This is a genomic window from Paracoccus litorisediminis, from assembly GCF_009711205.1.
Classification (GTDB): Bacteria; Pseudomonadota; Alphaproteobacteria; order Rhodobacterales; family Rhodobacteraceae; genus Paracoccus; species Paracoccus litorisediminis.
The window spans coordinates 231,909-248,242 of the sequence record NZ_WMIG01000005.1 but is presented as its reverse complement, the minus strand read 5'-3'; the positions used below and the strand labels follow the sequence as shown (position 1 = coordinate 248,242).

The following is a 16,334-nucleotide window of genomic DNA, read 5'->3' as shown; positions in this document are numbered from 1 at the left end:
CTATTTCATTTGTTTCCGTTCATTCCATCGCTCGAACAGACCCCGATCACTTTGCCAGTTTGGACAAGTTGGCGCCCAATCCTCAATTGGCCCAATATAATGAACCCAGTCCTCTGCCGAAAGGTTCTCGCCTAGACGCTGCCCGCAGAGGTTCGCGACCAACTGATCAGGCATCGGCATGAGATGAACTCCGTTGGCGCTACCGATGGCAAATAGGGTGCCATCTGGGCTAAGAGCGAGCGAATAGACCGGACTATCTCGCTCTACGCGGGCAACCTCGCTGCCGTCACCAATGCGGAAAAAAGATATAAGGCCAGCGTTTGTGTTTGGAAGGCCGCTGCCCACTGCAAGAAGAGCACCGTCAGCACTGAATGCTACGCTATTCACCCAAGTGCCGAGGTTTAACCGAATGTTCTCGCTTCCGTTTGCCGCAAGAATCAACTTTACATCGCCATTAAAACTTCCGGTGGCAAGCAGCGCGCCTTGCGGGTCAAAGGCAACGGACAGAACCCCGCTTATGCTGTCGATAGGGATCGAATCGCGGCGGCTAGCAATGTCAATCAGTCGGGTGGTATCCACACCGCCACTGACCGGACCACCGCCAATGGCAAGAAGCGTACCATCCGGACTGAAGGCAACGGCGCTCGCTCCACTTTCCATCGAAAATTGCGCCACTTCCTTGCGATCGCTCGTACGAATTAGCCGTGCAATGTCGTCGCCGCCCGCTACGGCGAGCATCTGGCCATCCGCGCTGAAAGTAATAGACTTAAGCCAAGCCTCTCTGCCGAGCCATATCGGGGGAGCGGCCTCCCTGCCATCCGGCATGGAAAAGCGCACGCTTCCGTCGTCATTTGCAGTCGCAAGCATTCCATTCGGGTCGAAGGCAACGGAAACAGGGTCTACGGAAGCACTTGAGGTCGTCGAGATATATCTATCAGAGCGACCCGTTCGCATCTCCATCAACAAGTCCTTGACCGAAATTGGCTGGACGGGATTGTGGTTGGCGGCGGCCAAGAAGGCACCATCTGGGCTGAAGGCGACGGACCGAACGTGTCCGTCTTCGAGTTCGGCGACCTCCGATACATGATCTATCTTTGTGAGCCAAACTCTGCCATTTATACTGCCGGTGAGAAGTAATGTGCCGTTTGGATTTAGCGCGATCGCATTGATTTGGTCGTCGTGCTCAATCCGAGCAACCTGGCTACCATCGATCGTTCTGATAAGATGGGCGCTGCTTCGTCCGTTTGATAGATTCCCGGAAATTACCACAAGCATGGAGCTGTCCTGAGTAAAGGCAACAGCTCTTACTGGGTCCCGCTCAGTGAACTCAGCTACTTCCTTCCCATCGGAAGTTCTGATCAGCCTCACTGAACCGGCTGCTCCTACGTTTCCCGACGCTTCCCCAATACTGACAGCAAGAAGCGCGCTGTCGTTAGTGAATGCGAACTCATAAGACCCATTTAAATCTTGAAAATGAATCAATTCTTCCATGTTGCCGATGCGGAATAATCGAATACCATCATCGCTAGAAGTTGCGAGTAGCGTGCCGTCCGGACTAAATGAGACAGCCGACATCTTGCCGCTTTTTGGAAACAGCGCGATAACTTCGCCGTTACTGACGCTAATTAGCCGGGCGTGGCCATCGTCACTTGCTGTAGCGACCAAATTACCATTTGGGTTGAAAGCAACGGCATTAACAGCACCGTCGTGCGGAACCCGCGCGGTCACGTAACCCCCGCTCGTGCCAGTCAGGCGGGCTGTGCCGTCGTCACTTGCTGTTGCGATGAAGTCTCCATTTGGGCTGAACGCGACCGCATTTATCGCGCCGTCGTGTCTAAATTTCGCAACCACGTCACCATCTCTGGTTTGAAGCAATCGGACAATGCCTTCGTCATCGGCAGTGGCGATTAAGGTACTGTCATGGCTAAAAGCGACGGAATTAATCGATCCTCCGTGCATAATATTTAAGATCTCGGATGTTTTGATTTCATCTGTAACCTCGGTGAGTTGCAAACTGCCGTCGTGCCTACCAACAGCAATCAAGTGGCCGTCTGGACTGAACGCAACAACAGCAACACTACCTGCGTTACTGCTGAGCTCGGCAAATGGCAGTTCACGAAACGCAGTCGAAGCGGCTTGGAACGCGGCCGTTGTAGGATAGCGTCGCCATGCTTCGATGGCGAGCGCAGCGGCGCGCCGAGCACTTCTGCCTCCCGCAAGGTCGCGCTGGATCGAGATAGCCTCCGCACCCAATTGACGACCCTTCGCGTCGCGGGCTGCCGCCTCGGCCACACGGGCCGCGTTGTCCGCCCTCGTCGCCTCGTCGAGCGCCCTCTCATTGGCGGCCTCCGTGATCTTGACCTGCCCATCGAGCGACCATGATGACCAAACCGCTACAGCAAAGGCTATCATTGCCGCAGTCAGGGCAATCCCGAGATAGTGCAGGGATCGCCGGTTGCGTATTGCTAGTCTTTGATCTCGAGCTGCCGTCTCCTCAAGTTCCCTGATTCTTGCCGCCTCGGATTCCCTTGCACGGTAGGCGCTACTTTCGACGAACGTAACTTCCTCCTCAATGAGCCTGTCCTTGTGGGTCTGAAGCCAGTCTTCGGCTTCGGCGAGCCGCCGGCCCGTAAGAACGCCGCCCTCCGGATCGAGCCGGTACTCCTGCAGCGCCTGTCCGAGTCGCTGGTGCCAGAGCCGGAACTCGCGATCTTCGTTGAGCCAGGTGGTGAGCCGTGTCCAAGAACCGATTAGCGCTTCGTGCACCACCTCGACCGTCTGGCTGCCGTCCGCGGCAATGGCGATCATCACTAGTCGCTCCTGCGCGAGTATCTCGATCAGCTTCCAGTCCGCATCCCTGAACATCGACCGCCCGACAACCGCCCGAGCGTCGGGTAGCTCCTCGGCAACCCGGACCAGCTGCAGCATCACCCGGCGCAGTCCGTCATCGTCGTCGATTTCGCGACGCACGTCTTCGGCATGCTCGTCCAGTGCGGTTGCCAATCCGCTGCGACCATCTTCGCCCTGATAGCCTTTCCAGGTGAGCCGCCGGTTCTCCTGCCGCCGCCACAACCGGTCCAGCGCAAACTGCAGAAGTGGCAGCCCGCCCGGCCGTCCCTTCATCTCTGACACGATTTCGGGTACCAGCCCGTTCTCGAACCCGACGCGGAAGTGTTCTGCCGGCTTCTCGATCGCCGCCGTCAGCTCGGGTGTCCGCATCGGCCCGAGCTTTACATCGGCATCCTTCATCAGCCGCGCCAAGGACCCAATCCGTAGCGCCGCGTCCATGTAGTCAGCCCTCAGCGTGGCCACCGCCCGGATCGGCAGGCGCGATCCGGGCTCCTGACCTGCGATCGCCTCCAGCACCTCAAGGAAAGCCTTCTGGCGCGGCGAGCCATGGTCCGGCGTCACCTCGTCCTTGCGTCTGACAGCCCCATCATGCGCCGCGGCATCGTTGGTGAATAACTCCTCGAACTGGTCGATCACCAGAAGCACCGGCTTCTGGCGTCTTGCCCCCGCGCTCATCTCGCGCGCAATCTCGAATATGCGCCGCGGATCTTTACGCAGCCAGTCCGCCCTCTTGTCTGCCAGATCAAGCCGGGCGTTCAGGTCATCAAGGCCGATCTGGACCCGTGCAAATTCCGAGGCCAGCTCGTTGATCGGATCCTCGAGCGGACGACACTGCACAACGATCCATTCGTCCTTGCGCAGCGCGGGCACCAGTCCGGCGAGAACCACCGACGACTTGCCCGACCCTGATGGCCCCACCACCACTGCAAAGGGGCTTCGACCGAGCTTGCCATTCAATTCTGTCACAAACTCCTCGCGTCCGAAGAACATGTCCGACTCATGTTCGGTGAACTTCTCGAGGCGCAGATAGGGTTGCGCCAGCGGAGGCCAAGCCTTGCAGAGAGTATCCGCCGGGATCAGTGCTCCCAGGCGCAGCCGCTCATCCGGTTCGGACTGACAGACCATGCCGATCAGCTCGGTGCCTCCCGCAGCGAAAGCCGGGGCCCCGCTGAATCCGGGCGTCAGGAAATGACCGCTTTTGCTCTTGTCAACGACCTGAACCCAGCCCCAGAAGTCCTGGACCACGACTTCGCCGCTCGCCGGTGTCCCTTGGTCGTAGCCTGACGGAAAGCCGAAGGTCGTAAAGTGCTGACCTGGCACTAGACGGCGGTTCACACGACCCGGCATCACCCCCCCAGAGACGCTGCTGTCCCCCAACCGCAGGACTGCAATGTCGGCGACAGGATCGTCGATCAGCCGATCGCTCCACACCATCGGAAAGTAGGCCACGATCGAGGCGCAAAGATCGACATGCCCCGTCGAGGGCAGGTCGAGGTTGACGATTTCCCCAACTTCGCATCTTGAAACCTTGCCCCGCCCAAGAGCCTCAGCGACGACATGCGCGCATGTCATAACGAACCTGCCCTCCAGCAGGAACCCCGCGCCAACAACAGACGGGGTGGCCCCGGAAGACCAGATCCGGGCAACATGCTCAGGAAAATGCGACGCCATCAGTCCACCCCAGCGGGCACATTGCTTCCGGCGCCCCCCTGACGCCCGCAAAAGTTTTCCGCCCCTTGATGCTAACAGAACCTGAAGGTGAGTCACCAGGAAACAGGGCGCTTCTCGCTCCGCCCCTAGACCCCATGATCGGGCCGTAAGCTAAGCTGGGTTGGCGGCCTCTCCCGCGGCATTCTGCGTTCGAGGGTTGCACCAGGTTGGCTGGTGCCGAGCCTCAAGAATGGGGGAGAGACCAAATGCAGAATAGCATCTTCATCGGGTTGGATGTCCACAAGGCAACGATTTCGGTCGCGGTTGCACAGGGGGGACGCGGGGGCGAGGTCCGGCATTGGGGCACGATCCCTCATCGCCCCGACCATGTGCGAAAACTGGTCGAAAAGCTGGGCGCTGACGGCCGCGAACTTCATTTCTGCTATGAAGCGGGTCCCTGCGGCTATGGCCTGCATCGTCAACTGCTGGAGCTCGAACAGGACTGCATCGTGGTGGCGCCCTCGCTCATCCCGATGAAGGCAGGCGATCGGGTGAAGACCGACCGCCGGGATGCGGTGATGCTGGCAAAGCTTCACCGCGCCGGCGAACTGACAGCGGTCTGGGTTCCAGACACGGCGCATGAGGCGATGCGCGATCTTATCCGGGCTCGGGCAACAGCCGTGCGGGTGACCGGCAAGGCACGCCAGCATCTGCAGGGATTTCTGCTGCGTCACGGCCGCATCTATCCGGGCAAGAAGGGCTGGACCTTGGCCTATCGACGTTGGTTGAGCAAGGTTCGCTTCCATCATCCCGCCCAACAGATCTTGCTTCAGGATTACATCGACGCGGTTGCCGATAGGCCGCAACGGCCCACCATATCTTTGACCGCGTCAGGCTGCTCGCCGCCTGGGGTGGATGCGCTTGTAGAGTGTTTCGTTCTCGGCGCTGGTCGATCCGATGTAGCGCAAGGCGCCGGTGTGATCGAGAAGACCATAGATCCCGCGCGCGCTGCGGGGTGCGTCCGAGGTCAGGCAAGGAGTTGCCGCAAGCAGTTTTTCCAGGATCGCCGCGGCAGCGAGATCTTGGGGCTTCCGGCCCTCATCCGAGGTCTTTGAAGCGGGAGACACGGACGGAGCAGTTGCGGCGTCCTTCTTACGAAAGAGAAACTTGAACATGATCAGAAAATCTTGAGGGCTGTTTCGGGTGGTGACTGGTTTGGCCGGTTTGGGCACAATTGGGCATTTCCCGGGGCAGTAGGTAAGACGCCTCCGGGAAGCTATCTCAGAGCCGGATCAGGTTGTCTTCGGTCAGCCGGACCTCACCTTGCCAATGGTAGGCCAGCGGCGCGCCGGGATAGTCGAGACAGGCGGCGCTGCCTTCGACCAGCGGTTCGCCGGTCATCTTGTAATGGCCGACGAGGACCGGCGGAGCATCGGATGGATAGATATCGGAAAGGATTCCCGAGGGCAGCGTAGTCTCGGGAATAGATAGCGGATCGGGCACGGAAAGCGCGGCTTCGCGCCATGTGGTTGCGCCGGAACGCCACCAAGCCACGCGCATCTCGGTCCGAACAACGCCGCCAAAATCCGAAAACGCATAGCCCGCCGGCAGGGTGACCTCGGGGCCTGATGTCAGACTCTTGACTGCCAGGCCGAAGGGGCTGGATGGGCTCGCGATCTCTGGCAGGTCCTCGGGCCGCAGCCGCCCGTCTGGACGGCGCGCTGCAATCAGGTCGATATCTTGCTGACTCCAGCAGGCATGGACGAGGCGCAGCCCGCCAAGGTCGAGCCAAAGCGGCAGGGTCATGAACCAGTCGGTCCATTCCCGCGCCTCGGGTGTGGCGATGCTGAAGGTTTCGACGAAGCTGCGATGCTGGGTGCAGTTCTTGTCGCTATGGGCGCGCAGCTGGTCGGGGTGATGGAAGAGGATCGCGTTCAACTCGTGATTGCCCATCACCGCCTTGGCACCGCCCTCAACCAGATCCCTGATGCGGGTCAGGACGGCGCGGTCATCGGGGCGCGCGACCTTCTTGCCGGCATCGATGAAATCGCCCAAGAAAGCCAGCTGTCCGGAGCCGACCGCTTGCAGCGAGGCCTCGAGCCGTTCGGGATCGGCATGGATATCGGGAATGACATTGTACAAGGCGGTCTCCTTACCAGCCGGGATATTGATCGCCGAGGGCCTCGGCGAACTCCGCTCTGCCGTGTCGTGCGAGGGCGAGGTCGCGCGCGATGCGGGCGATCACGTCGGAACATTCGAGCTCGTGGCGCAGCGCCAGCGCCTGCTCGGGGTAGAGCAGGCCCAGAAGGTTGCCGGCAATCGCCCCCGTGCTGTCGCTGTCGCCGCTATGGGTGACGGCGATCTGCAACCCGTGCCAGAAGTCCCGACCCGCAAGCGCGGCATAGAGGGCGATGGCAAGGGCCTCCTCGGCGACCCAGCCTCCACCGAGGCTTTCGACGGTCTCCGGCCGACCGTCACGCGGGGCGCGCTGGGCGGCCTCAAGCGCCGCCATGATCGGCGGCGAGAGCCGCACCGAGGCAATTGCTCGTTCCAGCGGTGCGCCCTCGAAGACCTCGAACAGGATACGGGCGAAAGCCACCGCCGCCTCGATTCCCAGGACATGGCCATGGGTCAGGGCCGAGGTGTCGCGGGCCAGTTGTTCGGCCTGCTCGGCGGAATGGGCAATCAGAGCACAGGGGGCCGCGCGCATGATCGTGCCGCAGCCCTTGCTGTCATTGCGCGCTGGTTCACCGAATTGCTTCGCCGCCGCCAAAGCCGAGAGACATGTGTTGCCCGGCGCGCGACGCTTCTGCAGCCGCGCATCGCGGATTAAGCCGACATCCGAGACCTGCATCTGCGGCCTGCCGCCCTGGGTTCGGAACCAGCGCAGCAGCGCGTGATGCACCACCGCCTCGGGTGCACAGATCCCCTTGTCGGCGGCGCGGACCGTGGCGCAGATCAGCCCCTCGGCGGTGAAAAGCGTCATTTGCGTATCGTCAGTGATCCTTCCGCTGCGGCCGTCATGCGGGGAGAAGGAGGTCAGGCCCTCGGGAAAGCGCTGGCGAATGCGGGCGAGATCCCAGAACTCGATCTCGGCGCCGAGTGCGTCACCCGCCGCGCCGCCGAACAGGCAGCCCCGGATCTTTTGGGTAACAGGGTCGACTTCGGGTCCGGTAATATAATGCCGCATGAAATTTCCTTTCGCGTTTCGATTGATGTGGGCAGGATCGTCGAAAAGCAATTGCATGTGTCAAAACGTCGGGATTTTCCGCCATGAACTATTTTGCCATCTATTGGACCTTTCCGGCCCCGTGGGCGGGCTTCGCGTCGCTCGGCGATGACGTGGACGAGGCGGCGCGAAAGAGCCGCACGATCAGCTATCAGCGCGATCAGATCCGTCGCCACGCCCGCAAGGTGAAACGCACCATTGTGGTTGAGCGGGCTTTTCTCGAACGCGCCCCGGACCGGGGCAGTGTCGAAGTTGCCGACGAGATCGCGGCGGCTGTTGCAAAGCGCCCCGAGTTGAAACCGATCATGGTCGATTTTGGCGACACCCTGTCCTGGCGCCCGCATCATATCCTGATCTCGCGGATGCGCACGCTCGGGGCCGATCTGCTTCCTGCAGATGAGGACTCGATCATTGACGGCGCCCGCTTCCATCCCGCGGCCCATTTTCAGGAATGGAACAGGCAGTATGAGGCTCATATTGCCGCGAAGCCCGAACATCGCGCCCGGATCCTGCAAGCGGTTCAGGAGGACGGCGCGGATGCGGAGGCGTTGAACGGGGTGGGGCTGCGCACCCATACCGGGAAGCTCTGGACCCGCGACAATCTGCGCAAGTTCCTGAAGGCCCGCTGATGTCCTTTGGCAAAGCCAGCGACCTGCTGAATCTCGCGACGATGGCTGCGGCACGCTACGACGGCGTCGGCCTCGACGAAATCGCGGATGAGTTCGGCGTCTCGCATCGCACCGCCCAGCGGATGACCGATGCGCTCGAAACCCTGTTTCAGTGCGAGATAAGGGACGATGACCAGCGCAGGCGGCGCTGGAAGGGCTGTCCCTGCCGTGCTCGCGGCATAGCAAATGAAAATCACCATAATGGTAAATCGGCTCATCACTTACGGTTGCCACGAGCTGACGGTTCGGTACATATGCTCGTTGCTCAGAAAGCTGGGGGATATTTAGGCGCCGCTTGACCTCAATGTCGTTCGTCTACCAGGACGGTGCTAAAGCGTAATCAGATGCGTATAGCCTTCATCATCTTGGCATGCGCCAAAATCTGTTTCCGAGCGTTGACCACGCCCTAAGGAGCGGCTTGCCTCTCAAATGGTGCGGACGCTGCAAAAAGTGGAAAATCGCAGGCGTCCTTGTTTTCGTTTCCTTCACAGATCCATAACGCTGAAAATGCTTTGGCCCAATCGGGGCTTGCCCCGAGCAGTGAGAGCTCGCCGCGAAGCTGGATTTCCGCTTGCCGGATCAGCCCGCCGATCTCGCCCCGAAACTCCTGATAGCTGGGATTGACCATATCGTCATCTTGAATGGCTCTCGCAAGATCAGCGTGGATCTTGGCAATCCAGTCCCGGGCAGCGATATCGGCGGGGTCGAAGATCGGCAGGCACAGACCCTGGCTGCAATCCTCCGGGAGTGCCGGTGCTAGTTCGGCCTTAGCCACCACATCGGCCAGTGCTGCGAGCGCAAAATCCGCCGGGTTTAGTCCAGATCGCATCAGCTGGGGGAGGAGCGGCGACGGTGCCTCCGGTCCCTTCGCCAAGGCGGAGCCCCGGATGACCTCGATCGCGTTCCAAAGATTTGCGCGTTGTTCGCAGACATCCTTGTCGGTGCGTTCCAGAAGCGGCAGGTCTGCAGCGACATTTGGGATCAATAGTTGCGCCGGATTGCGTCGGCCATCAGCACCGTAGCTTTTCAGTGCCTCCCCGGCATAGGCACGGCTGAGTCGATCAAGTGCCTCGGCCGGTTGTGAGCCGTGACAGGCGTTGACGAGTTCCACAATGGTGTGGCGCACCTCAGGCGACGGTGCGAGCGGCCCGGAAGCGACGGGAGGCTGGCCCGCAACGGTGACCGATGTGCGAGTGCCAGGGAAGGCCCAAGCGCCCAGCAGGACAAGCACAGCTGTCACCCCGTAGCCCGCCAGTCGGAGCGGCCGCTTTAAGTCTCGCCGAACCGGTTCGACATGGCGCAGGGATGCTGAGATCGGGGTCTGCGGCGGGATCAGGCGGGCAAGTCCGGGCAGGGCACGTTCCAATGCCTGTTCGATGACCGATCGCGCCGCGGCATTGTCACCATCTGTCCGATCTGCCTCGCGCTGGGCTGCTGCAAGCTCATTCTCGAACAATCCAGCAAGCGTCTGACGCAGCTCTGTCTCTACGGCAGGGGCAAGCATGCGTCCGTGCTCAAACACCAGCACTTCGCCGACCTCCCGCCCCTCGGAAGCGATGCTGCGACTCAAACCGCTGATGCCGTCAGGAGCATGCCCGGTCTGGACCATCTGCCAGAGGCGGTCGATCTCGTGTTGGTCTGTCCCGGATTCTAGGCCGCCACTGACGAAGGTGGAGTAGCCCTGGTTGCGAAAGCGGCCCGAGCGATAGATCAGTCTCACGGGCAATCTCCTTGGCTGATCAGCAGGCCTCGGCTGCCGGCCAAGTCTATGTTGATGTCGATGACTTTGTTGTCGATCGCTTTACTTGAGCTGAAGGAGCCAAGTTCCACCGGCTCAGCGAATCTGTAGAGCGTCGCATGGAGGTCAATCTTGAGCAGGTCACGGCTGGCACCGGTGATGTCTGCCAACAGGTCGTCTTTCTTGAGCGCGATATGCGTGGCAAAGTGATAGTTGGAAGGCCAGAACGTGCGACGCTGTTCGGCCACGATTTCTAGGCTCATGGGTTCTGCCCCCAGTGTCGTTTCGGGATTGCCGCCAAAGACAAACCTTCCGCTCCCGTCCATGGTGGCCTCGAAGCTGCCGGTGCTTGAGCCAAAACTCCATTTCCCGTCAGTGCTGCCATCGGACTGGGCTGGCAATGTGCCCGCTACCCTGAAAGACGCTAGCGTGACTTCGCTGACCGTGCTCAACTGGTCTTCGATCTGCCGAAGCGCCTCGCCAAAGTGGTCGTTGACCGCCGGATCGTTCTTCGCCGCGTTCAACAGGTCCCTCAAGTTACTGATGCCCGTCTCGGTACGCGATGCCAGATTGTCCGAAAGCTCATTGTATTTTTCCAGCACCTCGCCGAGGCGCGCGCAAGCGGCCCATTGCGCGAAGTAACGTTCGCTTCTGTCGATGCTGTTCAGCAGTACCTGTTTAGGTTTATCAAACTCTGCCGGTAGGGCGGTGACTTCGTTCTTCAGGATGCGCAGGCCTGCCTCGCGCTCGGGCAGGGGGGATTGTCCCTGGCTTCTGAACCGGTCCAGATCTTTCTGCCAATTTTCAAGCTGCTGGGGCAGGTGAGCCAGGCGTCGTTGCATCTCATCTTTGCGTGCTGCCAGATCCGCTGCGGATGCGCTGGCACTCTCTTGCTGGTAGCCGATCAGCCCACGGACGTAGTCCGCCCATTTTTGTTGTTCGAGTGTCCCCACATCCAGTTTTTTCAATTCTGCTGCACGCGCCGTCGCCTCAGCAGAATTTTGGCGCTCCAGTCCAGCTTGCTCGGCAACCGCCTGGCAGCGCTGCGTCAGGCTGGCAAGCTCGGCACGGGCGTGGTCCGCATCGTCGCTGGCGCGGTCCGTAGCCTGATCGACTAAGGCGAGTATCTCGTTGCCGCGCTCGCCCAGAGCCGCATGAATAAAGTTTGCTGCCCGGCAATTCTCGGGGGCCGTCAGCTTCTTGAAACTCTCCATCCGCACACGCAGGTCATGCCGCCAATGCGCCAGATGCGCATTTGCCAGCGTCCGGTCCAAGGTGGTGCAGCCGGGCAGGGTCTTGAGCCGGGCTTGGGCCTGTTCCAGATCAAAGTCAGGCTGGCTGGCGCGCGTCTCCCAGAATGTGCATTCGGTGCTTTCCAGACGCTTTCCGTCCTTGGCCCTTTCTACTGCCGGATAACCGAGCCCGGTCAGGCGCACCGTTGGCAAAAACGGCTCACGGTTGTCCAGAAGCCGCAGACTGTCGCGGGCCGAAATGACAGCCTCCAGATCGTTGTGGGCAAGGGCCTCGTTCACTGCCGAGCGAACGGCTTCCTCCCGGCCCATGGTCAACCTAGCCTCTGCGGCGGTGACGCCAACGGCCAGCATGGCAATGGCCCCCACCGTCAGGCTGAGGCTGCGCTTGTTGCGCACGCGCGCCTCATGAGCAGCCGCAGCTGACTGTTCTGAAATTTTGGTCGCCCTCGCTGCCGCAAGCTTGTCTCGCAGCGCTAGCAATCCGGCATCCTCGCCAAATTCGGCCAGAATATCTGCCTTTTCGGGGATTGCGTCTGCCGCCGTCAGCGGGTGAGCGCCCCGGGCCAGAAGGGCCTCCCGGTGGTTGGCACGGGCCCGCTCGATGAGAAACAGCAGTGGCTCGACCAGATTAAGCGAGGCCAATGGCACCTCGGCTGGGATTTCGGCCGGCTTGCCGTCGTCGGCGCCGATATCGACTAATTTCGCTGCCCCGAAGCTCGAGACGGGATAGGTGCGGTAATTTTCGCCGTAGATCGAGCGCAGTCGTGCATCGAGCGCCTGATGCTGTTCGGCGTCGGATGCGGTGTTCAGCCAGGTCTCGAACTCTTGGCGATGGCGCGCTTCCTCAGTTGCGCGGCGAGCCATGTAGGCGGGCGTTGCCTCATCCTTTTGCCTTGATAGAGCAAAGGGGTGGCGGTGATCCCATTTGGTGGCCAGTAGGACGGCCTGCCGTATCGCGTCATTGTCGGCCTTACCCAGACGGGCCAGCGCTTCGCCCAGTGCACGCACCCCTATAAGGCTGGCGCGGTGTTCCACCGGATCGGCGTCCGGGGCAGGGGTTTCAGCGAGGATCATAAGGCCGTCGGTTTCTCGCAGAAGCCGGTGCAGCCTGGCTTCGTCCTTGCCATCGGTCGTCGCGGGATCGATCCGCTCCCCGGCAAAGTCGTAGATGTCTACATGGATGACCGCAGATGCCCCGGGAGCAGGAGGGCTGGGCAGCGTGAGTTCGAAGCGGTGTCCCATGAACCCGTCCGAAACCTCAGTCTGCCGTGGAACTCTCTGGGCATTGATGGCTTCAGTCGCCTCGCGGCATTGGGTCTCGACACGAAAGCGCGCGGCCTCGCCCGGCAGCACGCTATCGTCGGGCAGAATGGGTGCCAGAGCCGCGACATAGGAAATGTTGCTGATGCCCGACGAGGGCTGGCGTAGGGCCGCCAGCGCGGACAGAAACACCGTCTTGCCGGTGCGGCGGCGTCCGAACAGAGCAAAGGCATAGCGGGGCGGGGTGCGGCGAATTGCGTTCATCCTTGCCTTTCAAATATCCCGATTGCGCAGTGAAGGGCGAGGTTGTTGAGTTGGACTTTGTGCCGGAACGGCCTTTCGCCGAAAGCGCCGAGGCAGCCAGATCACCCATCGGGCCATGCGGACAATTACCCAACGGAGGCCAGAGAACACGACAAGGGCCAGAATGAGCAATGCGAGTCCCAGGATCAGCCAGATTCCGTCCGGGCCACGGAAATTGTCGACGACGGCTTCGCCTGCGCCCTTGGCCGTGCCAGCAATGGCTTCGGTGGCGACCGTTGCCACCACCTCACCAGCGCTCTGGGCAATATGGCTGGTCAGGTTGCCGGCAGCGTCGATGCAACTTTCCGAGGCAGCAAGGCAGGCGGCGATAGTACCGCTGGTCATCAGCGGCTTCCAGTGCGGCATGATGTGTCGGTTCCAGCCAGTGACGAACGGTTGTCCGCGATCTGCGGCGACCCGTGCGAAGTCCGTAACCGCACCGTGCTGCAATTGGCCTGCATCCTCGGCTAGTTGTAGCATGGAGGCCGGTCGCGTCACCGCATCGCCATGGCGCTGGGCGGCAACCAGCAGGTCTGCTCCCCCTGCCGAGATCATTCGCGCACGCGCGAATTCATCTGGGGTTGCCTGTTTTAGGGCCCGGGCCCCCTCGAAGACCTCGAGGACCAGATGCTGCTCGGCCTCGGTCAGTGCGTCGATCTGGCGTAGGAGATCCGGGGTGGTGGCCTGCAAGGCGCGTCGCGACAGCTGGTGGTCCGGCACTTTTGCCATTGGTGAGGCCGCGGCATCGACCCGGGCTGAAGCGTGCGCAAAGGCGCTGGGCGGGAGCTGCGCTGAAATTTCCGCTCCGGATTCGGCTGCCCTGCGCATGACCCCCGCCAGATCTGCTGCCGCCGGTTGCGGTGCCAGAGCCGCGACCAACAGGAGTAGAGCGCTGGAAGTATGCTGACCCGGTCTCATTGGGTTGTTTCCTTCACTTGGTATCGCCTTTGGCCTCGGATTGGATAACGGGTAGAAGAGTTAGGCAGATTTCATCAACTTGCATCTGCGCGGCGGAAAGTGAGGCGCAGCGGAAATATTCGGTCGATACAACGGCGGCCATGGCTTCCTCTGCTGCAATGTTCTGGCCATATTCCGAAAGGGTCAGCCGAGCTGTAGCCCGCAGAGTCTTGTCCTTTGCCATGCGTTGCACGACTGTTCTTGTATTCACTGTGAGCGATCGCCCGAGCCCGGACCACATGTTTGACGTGGCGAGGTTCTTGGTTTCGGTGCGGATCGAGGACTGGATGACTGTCTGCAGCACGACCGCCGGGGTTTGGAGCGCAGTTCCGTGCCGACCCGCGGCGGCAATACGGGCACCCTTTACCACGCCATTCGCGACGTATCTGCCTAGCCCGCTCAGTATGAAAGACCCGACATCAGCTGAGGCGGCCCCCGCATCGCTCCAGCCCAGAGGAACTCCGGCCCGATATTTGTCAATCAGTTCGTAAAGCTGGAACAGCGGGATGTTGCGCACCAAAAATGAGGCTGGGCGTTCACATTGCTTTCGGATGGCTTCCGTCCCCTGCTGGAAGTAAGTCCGCAGCATCTCGTAGTCGTTGCCAGACTTGCGCATCAGGCAGGCAATGCGATCACGCCGGTCCTTGTCGCTGGCAAGCTTCCAGAACAGGTGGTCGTTACGGAAGTGAAACATTGCCGCCATGGCGGACGGATCGTTTTGCGCGATGATGTCAAGCGCTGCCGCGCGATTGTCCGGCAATGGCTTCGGCCAGTTAAGCGTGGTTGAACTCTCCAGAAGCGCCTGCTCATGGCCGAGCAGGAAGATAAGTACTGCATGGGCCTGATTGCGATCAGCCTTGACCTGAACGTTCACGCTTCTGACGAACCCTGGAGTCTGAAGCCATCCCCAGATTCCGCGATGCAGGATGAGGGTGTCGTAGAGTGCGGGATTTGTGCTCTGCGCCGCCATGAGCACCTTCCAGCCTGCCTCGAGTCCCACCGCATTCCTAGCGCGAAGCGGCAGGTAGTGCTGCGTGAGCAGCTGTGTAAGCGGGCCGATGTCGTGGCCATGAATCTCCTGCAAGCGCTGTCCCAGCCAGCCTTTCAGCTCGTACGATATTGGTTCATCCGCAACCCAGGACAGGGCTTCGAACAAATCAGGGAAACCGGGTGCAGACGACAGCCGGGCCAGATCCGGGCCGTAGTGTCTCAGCAAGGCCAGCGAGCCCTTCAGGCCTTCCGTAGTCGGGCGGCGCGTCAGGCCGGACAGCAAGGCTTCCTCACCACTGCGGTCCATTGTCAAGACTGCGAAAGCGTCGACAAATTCCCTTGGATCGACGAACAGCGCATCAAGGTAGCCCGGGTGACGGACCGCGAAGCGCTGTGCCTCCGAATTGCCATTTAACCTGCGCAGCTGATTGATCCGGAAGTCCAGCGTTCCTGTTGCGTCATGCAGCTCGAAGCCGAGTTGCAGGCTTTCCGCAATCAGTTCGGCGTTGCTACGATCCCAGCCATCATTCGCGGTCAGACCATTCACCACTCCGCTGAGCACATCCGTATCAGCGTGGAGCGGGCCAGCCATTCCAATCACAAGGGCAGCAGAAAGCAGAAGCTGTTGGAAAGCTGTCATGATCAAATGATGTGAAGGCGGAGCCGTGATTTCCGCGGGAACATTGTTTTAGCGCGCTGTCGAAGGTGAATTTGGTCACCACCAAATTGCGAGTTTTATGTGAGGCAAGGCTGAGGAGTGCGCGATCTGCTTCAAGGCGACGCGCTGGGCGAGGCACATGTGGGAACGCGGCTAAGCCGGCGTAGTTTAGGGTGCTCTTGCATACGATTCCCCCTGATCCACATTCAGCATGCCTCACGGACGCGTCAGATCGGGATATATCTTTTTGGTCAGGGCATTCGCGACGGTCTATGACCGCGCGTCCCTGAGATTAGCCGTCTTAGCCGGAATGCGGACTAAATCCAGTGCTAGGCGCTGGGCGATTTCTTTTCCGGTTTGGAAGGTCGTCCCATCCTATCCAGGATCCAGATACCCACGTTCGCAGCCGAGGCATTTACCTCAGAGATGTCGCGTAGGCGACACGTTGACTCGAACAGGCAAGCCGAACGTCACGATCCAAGCTTGCAAAGGCCAGTGTCCGCATCCCGAACGTTGCCATGACGGCGGCACTCAGCCGACTGGAGATGGGCTTCGTCATCCGGCGTGATACCGATTGGCGCTCTGGTTGCCGGGGACGATTCTTCGTCGACGAGATCCGATCCGGTAATCTGGATGAGGCTATCGCAGATGAAATACGCGCTGGATAGAGCAAGCAAAAGCGCGGCCGTTTTCGAAGCACAATGATGCTGTCGAGGGATGTTTGGCGCTGCTGCGGCGAGGAGCGAATTCCAATCCGTTCTTGGCGAGATGAATTCTT

At 60.7% G+C, this 16,334-nt stretch carries 9 protein-coding genes and 1 pseudogene; 3 read left to right on the top strand and 7 right to left on the bottom strand.

Annotation, left to right across the window (positions count from 1 at the left end; all coding sequences use genetic code 11):
• On the bottom strand, window positions 1-4,521 hold the full coding sequence (locus GL300_RS12600) for an nSTAND1 domain-containing NTPase (protein ID WP_155039984.1): 4,521 nt from the start codon (window positions 4,519-4,521) through the stop codon (window positions 1-3).
• 245 nt (window positions 4,522-4,766) lie between these two features.
• Here GL300_RS12600 and GL300_RS12595 point away from each other — a divergent pair.
• Window positions 4,767-5,375, top strand: a pseudogene (locus tag GL300_RS12595) (IS110 family transposase); the annotation flags it as partial.
• 406 nt (window positions 5,376-5,781) lie between these two features.
• On the opposite strand, the gene GL300_RS12590 reads toward GL300_RS12595, so the two are convergent.
• Together GL300_RS12590 and GL300_RS12585 are read right to left on the bottom strand one after the other, a co-directional pair.
• Window positions 5,782-6,642, bottom strand: a complete 861-nt coding sequence (locus tag GL300_RS12590; RefSeq protein ID WP_155039983.1) for a metallophosphoesterase — start codon at window positions 6,640-6,642, stop codon at window positions 5,782-5,784.
• Between the two features lie 10 nt (window positions 6,643-6,652).
• On the bottom strand, window positions 6,653-7,690 hold the full coding sequence (locus tag GL300_RS12585) for an ADP-ribosylglycohydrolase family protein (RefSeq protein ID WP_211595057.1): 1,038 nt from the start codon (window positions 7,688-7,690) through the stop codon (window positions 6,653-6,655).
• A gap of 83 nt (window positions 7,691-7,773) precedes the next feature.
• Between GL300_RS12585 and GL300_RS12580 the strand changes: the two genes are divergently transcribed.
• Both GL300_RS12580 and GL300_RS26365 read left to right on the top strand, forming a co-directional pair.
• On the top strand, window positions 7,774-8,358 hold the full coding sequence (locus GL300_RS12580) for a hypothetical protein (protein WP_155039981.1): 585 nt from the start codon (window positions 7,774-7,776) through the stop codon (window positions 8,356-8,358).
• The gene (locus tag GL300_RS26365) at window positions 8,358-8,696 is read left to right on the top strand and encodes a hypothetical protein (RefSeq protein ID WP_211595054.1); all 339 of its coding nucleotides are present in this window, start codon (window positions 8,358-8,360) and stop codon (window positions 8,694-8,696) included. The genes GL300_RS12580 and GL300_RS26365 overlap by 1 nt, the downstream gene beginning before the upstream one ends.
• Before the next feature lie 107 nt (window positions 8,697-8,803).
• Here the strand turns inward: GL300_RS26365 and GL300_RS12570 are convergent, their stop codons facing one another.
• From GL300_RS12570 to GL300_RS12555, 4 genes are all read right to left on the bottom strand, one after another.
• Window positions 8,804-10,117: a hypothetical protein gene (locus GL300_RS12570; protein WP_155039980.1), complete on the bottom strand. Its 1,314-nt coding sequence runs from the start codon at window positions 10,115-10,117 to the stop codon at window positions 8,804-8,806.
• The gene (locus GL300_RS12565) at window positions 10,114-12,912 is read right to left on the bottom strand and encodes a hypothetical protein (protein ID WP_155039979.1); all 2,799 of its coding nucleotides are present in this window, start codon (window positions 12,910-12,912) and stop codon (window positions 10,114-10,116) included. Before GL300_RS12565 ends, GL300_RS12570 begins: the two co-directional genes overlap by 4 nt.
• Before the next feature lie 9 nt (window positions 12,913-12,921).
• On the bottom strand, window positions 12,922-13,779 hold the full coding sequence (locus GL300_RS12560) for a hypothetical protein (protein WP_155039978.1): 858 nt from the start codon (window positions 13,777-13,779) through the stop codon (window positions 12,922-12,924).
• A 103-nt stretch (window positions 13,780-13,882) separates the two neighbouring features.
• Complete coding sequence (locus tag GL300_RS12555) at window positions 13,883-15,538, bottom strand: hypothetical protein (RefSeq protein ID WP_155039977.1); 1,656 nt, start codon at window positions 15,536-15,538, stop codon at window positions 13,883-13,885.
• Window positions 15,539-16,334: the final 796 nt, after the last annotated feature.